Source organism: uncultured Microbacterium sp. (assembly GCF_963521645.1).
Classification (GTDB): domain Bacteria; phylum Actinomycetota; class Actinomycetes; order Actinomycetales; family Microbacteriaceae; genus Microbacterium.
This window is the reverse complement of the sequence record NZ_CAUQVQ010000128.1, coordinates 1-4,625: the sequence shown is the minus strand read 5'-3', so window position 1 is coordinate 4,625 and position 4,625 is coordinate 1. Positions and strand designations below refer to the sequence as shown.

At 69.9% G+C, this 4,625-nt stretch carries 3 protein-coding genes; 2 read left to right on the top strand and 1 reads right to left on the bottom strand.

Going from position 1 to position 4,625, the window contains the following annotated elements; genetic code table 11:
• Positions 1–3: 3 nt before the first annotated feature.
• The gene (locus RWO82_RS15100; RefSeq protein WP_314428350.1) at positions 4–1,524 is read right to left on the bottom strand and encodes a PucR family transcriptional regulator ligand-binding domain-containing protein; all 1,521 of its coding nucleotides are present in this window, start codon (positions 1,522–1,524) and stop codon (positions 4–6) included.
• A gap of 115 nt (positions 1,525–1,639) precedes the next feature.
• On the opposite strand from RWO82_RS15100, the gene RWO82_RS15095 reads away from it, so the two are divergent.
• Positions 1,640–3,124 (top strand): CoA-acylating methylmalonate-semialdehyde dehydrogenase, encoded by a 1,485-nt coding sequence (locus tag RWO82_RS15095; RefSeq protein ID WP_314428349.1) that lies wholly within the window; start codon positions 1,640–1,642, stop codon positions 3,122–3,124.
• A gap of 34 nt (positions 3,125–3,158) precedes the next feature.
• A complete protein-coding gene (locus tag RWO82_RS15090; protein ID WP_314428348.1) occupies positions 3,159–4,547 on the top strand; it encodes an aspartate aminotransferase family protein in 1,389 nt (462 codons plus the stop codon).
• Positions 4,548–4,625: the final 78 nt, after the last annotated feature.

Sequence of the window (4,625 nt, the reverse complement as noted above, 5' to 3'; positions counted from 1 at the left end):
GGGCTAGGCGGATGCCGCGGTGCGCCGCCTCGCGAGCAGGGCGAGGTGCAGCGCCGCGATCGTCTCGCCGTCGTCGAGGTCCGCACCCAGCAGGTCGCCGATCAGGGTGAGGCGCTGATAGAACACCGAGCGCGACAGGTGGCTCGCCGCCGCTGCCGCCGAGCGATTGCCGGGGTGCGCGACCAGGGCTGCGAGCACGTCGAGCAGGTCGCCGCGGCGCTCTCTGTCGTATCGCAGCAGCGGCGCCAGCATCCGCTCACTGTGCTCGTGCAGTCGGTGGTCGTCGCGCAGCGTGGCGACGAGACGCTCGAGCGGTCGGTCGTCGACACGGCGCACACGCGCGCCCGCCTCGGTCCGATCGCTGTCGGCCAGGTCTCGTGCCGCACGCAGGGACCCGAGCAGACCGATCACGTCGTCGGCGGCCGGCCCCACGAAGACAGCACGGTCGGGGCCGACGATGCGCAGCAGCACCTCGTCGGACAGCGCGGCGGATGCGGGCAGCGACAGCAGCGCGACATCGTCGCCGCCGACACGGGCGGCCATCACGGCGAAACCCGCCTGCCGCGCACGGTAGGCGAGTTCGCTGATCGACGCCGAACCGCGGGCGACGATCCCGTGACACTGCCGTTCGGCGAGCGCGAATCCTCCGGCGCGCAAGCGGGCGTCGATGTCCTCCGCGCGGGCGAACCGCGCCCCCAGCAGGTCGTCGATCACGGTCCGCTGCGCGAGCAGCGACCACTCGGCGTCTCCGCCGTCTGCGATGCAGCCGAAAGCGAGCGCCGTGGCCCCCTGTTCGAGCACGGTGACGCGGCCGGCGGGGTGCGCAGGGCCGGGCAGAGCGAGGAGCGTGCCCCAGCGCACCCCTCGCGCCCGTACCGGGACCTCCTCCGCGGCGCCGCGATGCTCGAGCACCTCGGCGATCGGCATCCCCAGCCCCTCGGTCGCGATCACTTCGCGCGCGAGGTTCTCGAGCACGACCGGGGCCCCGAGCGCGCGGGCCGTCTCCGACACCACGACGTCGGCGGGCGCCCCCTGCAGACTCAGCGCCGTGAAGAGCTCGTGCAGATGCTGCCTCTCGCGCAGCGCCTGGGTCTGCGCCGCGATCAGCGCATGATGCACGGCCTCCGTCACGGCCACGAACTTGACCTCGTGCGTGAGAGCGATGAGGGCCAGCCCCACTGTGGCGCAGACGTCGACGACCGCCTGCGGCACTGCCTGACGGGCCGTGCCGACCTCGAAGACGATGCCGGAGATTCCCGCTCGATGCAGGCTCGAGGCGAACGCGCGCAGTTCTGCGTCGTCGACCGGCCAGCCCGCTCCGGTCGTCAGCAGCAGCTCGCCCCCATCGAGCAGCCGCGCGACACCTACGCTGTCGGAGACATGCACCCACCGCACCGCGGCGTCCAGCGCGGTGCCCCCGACGAGGACCTCCGGTCCGCCCGCCTGCACCGCGGGCTCGGCGAGAACCTCGGAGACGGTCAGGCGGACACCGGGAGCCGGACGTTCTGTCCGGATAACGCTCATATCGCGACGTTCTGACACCGGATCGATCCTTCGCGCGCTGTGATCATGGGAGGAAGCCAGCGTATCGAACGTCGGTCAGAGTGTTCGATCTCGATCTACGACCCGAAGGAGCCCCGTGGACGTCGTCCGTCACCTCATCAATGGAGCAGACACCGCCGAGGCGGCCCGCACGGGGCAGGTCTTCGATCCCGCCACCGGTCAGGTGTCGAAGCAGGTCGCCTTCGCCTCCGCCGCCGAGGTCGACCGGGCCATCGCCGCTGCGGCATCCGCCCTGCCCTCCTGGCGGGCGACCAGCCTCATCAAGCGCGCCGACGTCTTCTTCCGTCTTCGGCAGCTGCTCACCGAGCGCACGCCCGAACTCGCCGCGATCGTGACCTCGGAGCACGGCAAGGTGCTCTCGGATGCCGCAGGCGAGGTCTCGCGCGGCATCGAGAACGTCGAGTTCGCGGCCGGCCTCGTGCACCTGCTCAAGGGTGAGCGCAGCGAGCAGGTCTCGCGGGGTGTCGACGTGCACTCGGTCAAGCAGCCGGTGGGCGTCGTCGCCGCGATCACACCGTTCAACTTCCCCGTGATGGTGCCGCTGTGGATGGTCGCGTCTGCGATCGCGTGCGGCAACACCGTGGTGCTCAAGCCCAGCGAGAAGGATCCGTCGGCGTCGATCTGGCTCGCGAAGCTCTTCCAGGAGGCGGGGCTCCCCGACGGCGTGCTCAATGTCGTGCACGGTGACAAGGAGGCCGTCGACGCACTGCTCGAGTCGCCGCGCGTGAATGCGATCAGCTTCGTCGGATCCACCCCGATCGCCCGCTCGATCTACCAGCGCGCCTCGGCTGCGGGCAAGCGCGTCCAGGCGCTCGGCGGAGCGAAGAACCACATGGTCGTGATGCCGGATGCCGACATCGACGCCGCGGCCGACGCCGCCGTCTCGGCCGCCTACGGCTCGGCCGGCGAACGCTGCATGGCGGTCTCGGTGCTTGTCGCGGTCGGCGACATCGCCGACGACCTGGTCGCAGCCATCGCCTCGCGCATCGAGGGCCTCACGATCGGCGCCGGCACAGATGCCGCGAGCGAGATGGGCCCGCTCATCACCCGCGAGCACCGCGACCGCGTCGCGTCGTATGTCACGGGCGCGGCAGCCGAGGGCGCGACGGTCGTGGTCGACGGCACGACGAAGCAGTTCGACTCGGACGGGTTCTTCATCGGGGTCAGCCTGATCGACCGGGTCGCGCCCGGAATGAAGGTCTACGACGACGAGATCTTCGGTCCGGTGCTCTCGGTGGTGCGTGTCGAGACGTATGCCGAGGCCGTCGAGCTCGTGAACGCGAACGCGTACGGCAACGGCACCGCGATCTTCACGCGCGACGGCGGAACCGCGCGTCAGTACGAATTCGACATCGAGGTCGGGATGGTCGGCGTCAACGTGCCGATCCCCGTGCCGATCGGCGCCTACTCCTTCGGCGGTTGGAAGGACTCGCTGTTCGGCGACTCGCACATCTACGGCCCCGAGTCGGTGCACTTCTACACTCGGTCGAAGGTCGTGACCACTCGTTGGCCCGACCACACGCCCTCGCAGATCGACCTGGGCTTCCCGAGCAACCACTGAGCTCCCGAGCAGACAGAGAACTGAGAGACGAGACATGACGAACTTCACCGATCGCCACGGCGTATCGCATCCGCTCCCGGCTCCCGAGGCCGAGGCGCAGGTGCGCGCGGATGACCGCGGCCACGTCTTCCACTCCTGGAGCGCCCAGGGTCTGATCGACCCGCTTCCCGTCGCCGCCGGTCAGGGATCGACGTTCTGGGACTACGCCGGCAACTCCTATCTCGACTTCTCGAGCCAGCTCGTGAACCTCAACCTCGGGCATCAGCATCCCGACCTCGTGGCGGCGATCCAGCAGCAGGCGGGGCGTCTTGCGACGATCCAGCCGGCGATGGCCAACGACGTGCGGGGCGAGCTCGCCCGGCTCATCGTCGAGGTCGCGCCCGAGGGCTTCGAGAAGGTCTTCTTCACCAACGGCGGCGCCGAGGCCAACGAATACGCGGTGCGCATGGCTCGTCAGACGACCGGTCGCCACAAGGTCCTCTCGATGTACCGCAGCTATCACGGATCCACGTCGACGGCGATCTCGCTGACGGGTGATCCTCGGCGCTGGGCGAACGGCACGCCGGACTCGGGAGCCGTGCGCTTCTTCGGCCCCTACCTCTACCGCTCGCCGTTCCATGCCGAGACGCCCGAGCAGGAGTCCGAGCGCGCACTCGCCCACCTCGAACAGACGATCCAGCTCGAGGGACCGGCGACGATCGCCGCGATCATCATCGAGACCGTGGTCGGCACGAACGGCGTGCTCGTTCCGCCGCCGGGCTACCTGCAGGGTGTGCGCGAACTGTGCGACCGCTACGGCATCGTGTACATCGCCGACGAGGTCATGGTCGGCTTCGGTCGCCTCGGCGAATGGTTCGGCATCGATGCGTACGACGGCCGCCCCGACCTCATCACCTTCGCGAAGGGCGTGAACTCCGGCTACGTGCCGCTCGGCGGGGTCGTGATCTCGGAGCGCATCGCGCGCGCCTTCGACACGACGCCATTCGCCGGCGGACTCACCTACTCCGGTCACCCTCTGGCGTGCGCCGCGGGTGTCGCGACGTTCGAGGTGTTCCGCCGAGACGGCATCCTCGAGCGCGTGCGCGATCTCGGCGAACACATCGTCGAGCCGACGCTGCGCTCGTGGGTCGACACCCACCCGAGCGTCGGAGAGGTGCGCGGGCGTGGCCTCTTCTGGGCCGTCGAGCTCGTGCGTGACACCGAGACCCGCGAACCGCTCGTGCCGTTCAACGCCAGCGGTGCGGATGCTGCGCCGATGGCCGCCTTCGCCGCCGCCGCGAAGAAGGCCGGCGTCTGGCCGTTCACGCACTTCAACCGGATGCACGTGGCGCCGCCGCTCGTGATCAGTGAAGACGAGCTCGTGCGCGGCCTCGCGGTGCTCGACAAGGCCCTCGCCGTCGCCGACGAACACGCTCGGACCTGATCTCGCGGGGCCTCGCCTCGCCCTCGCCAGTTGGCACCTCATGCCGCAATTCACGCGCCGAAGCGACGACAGGCGCCA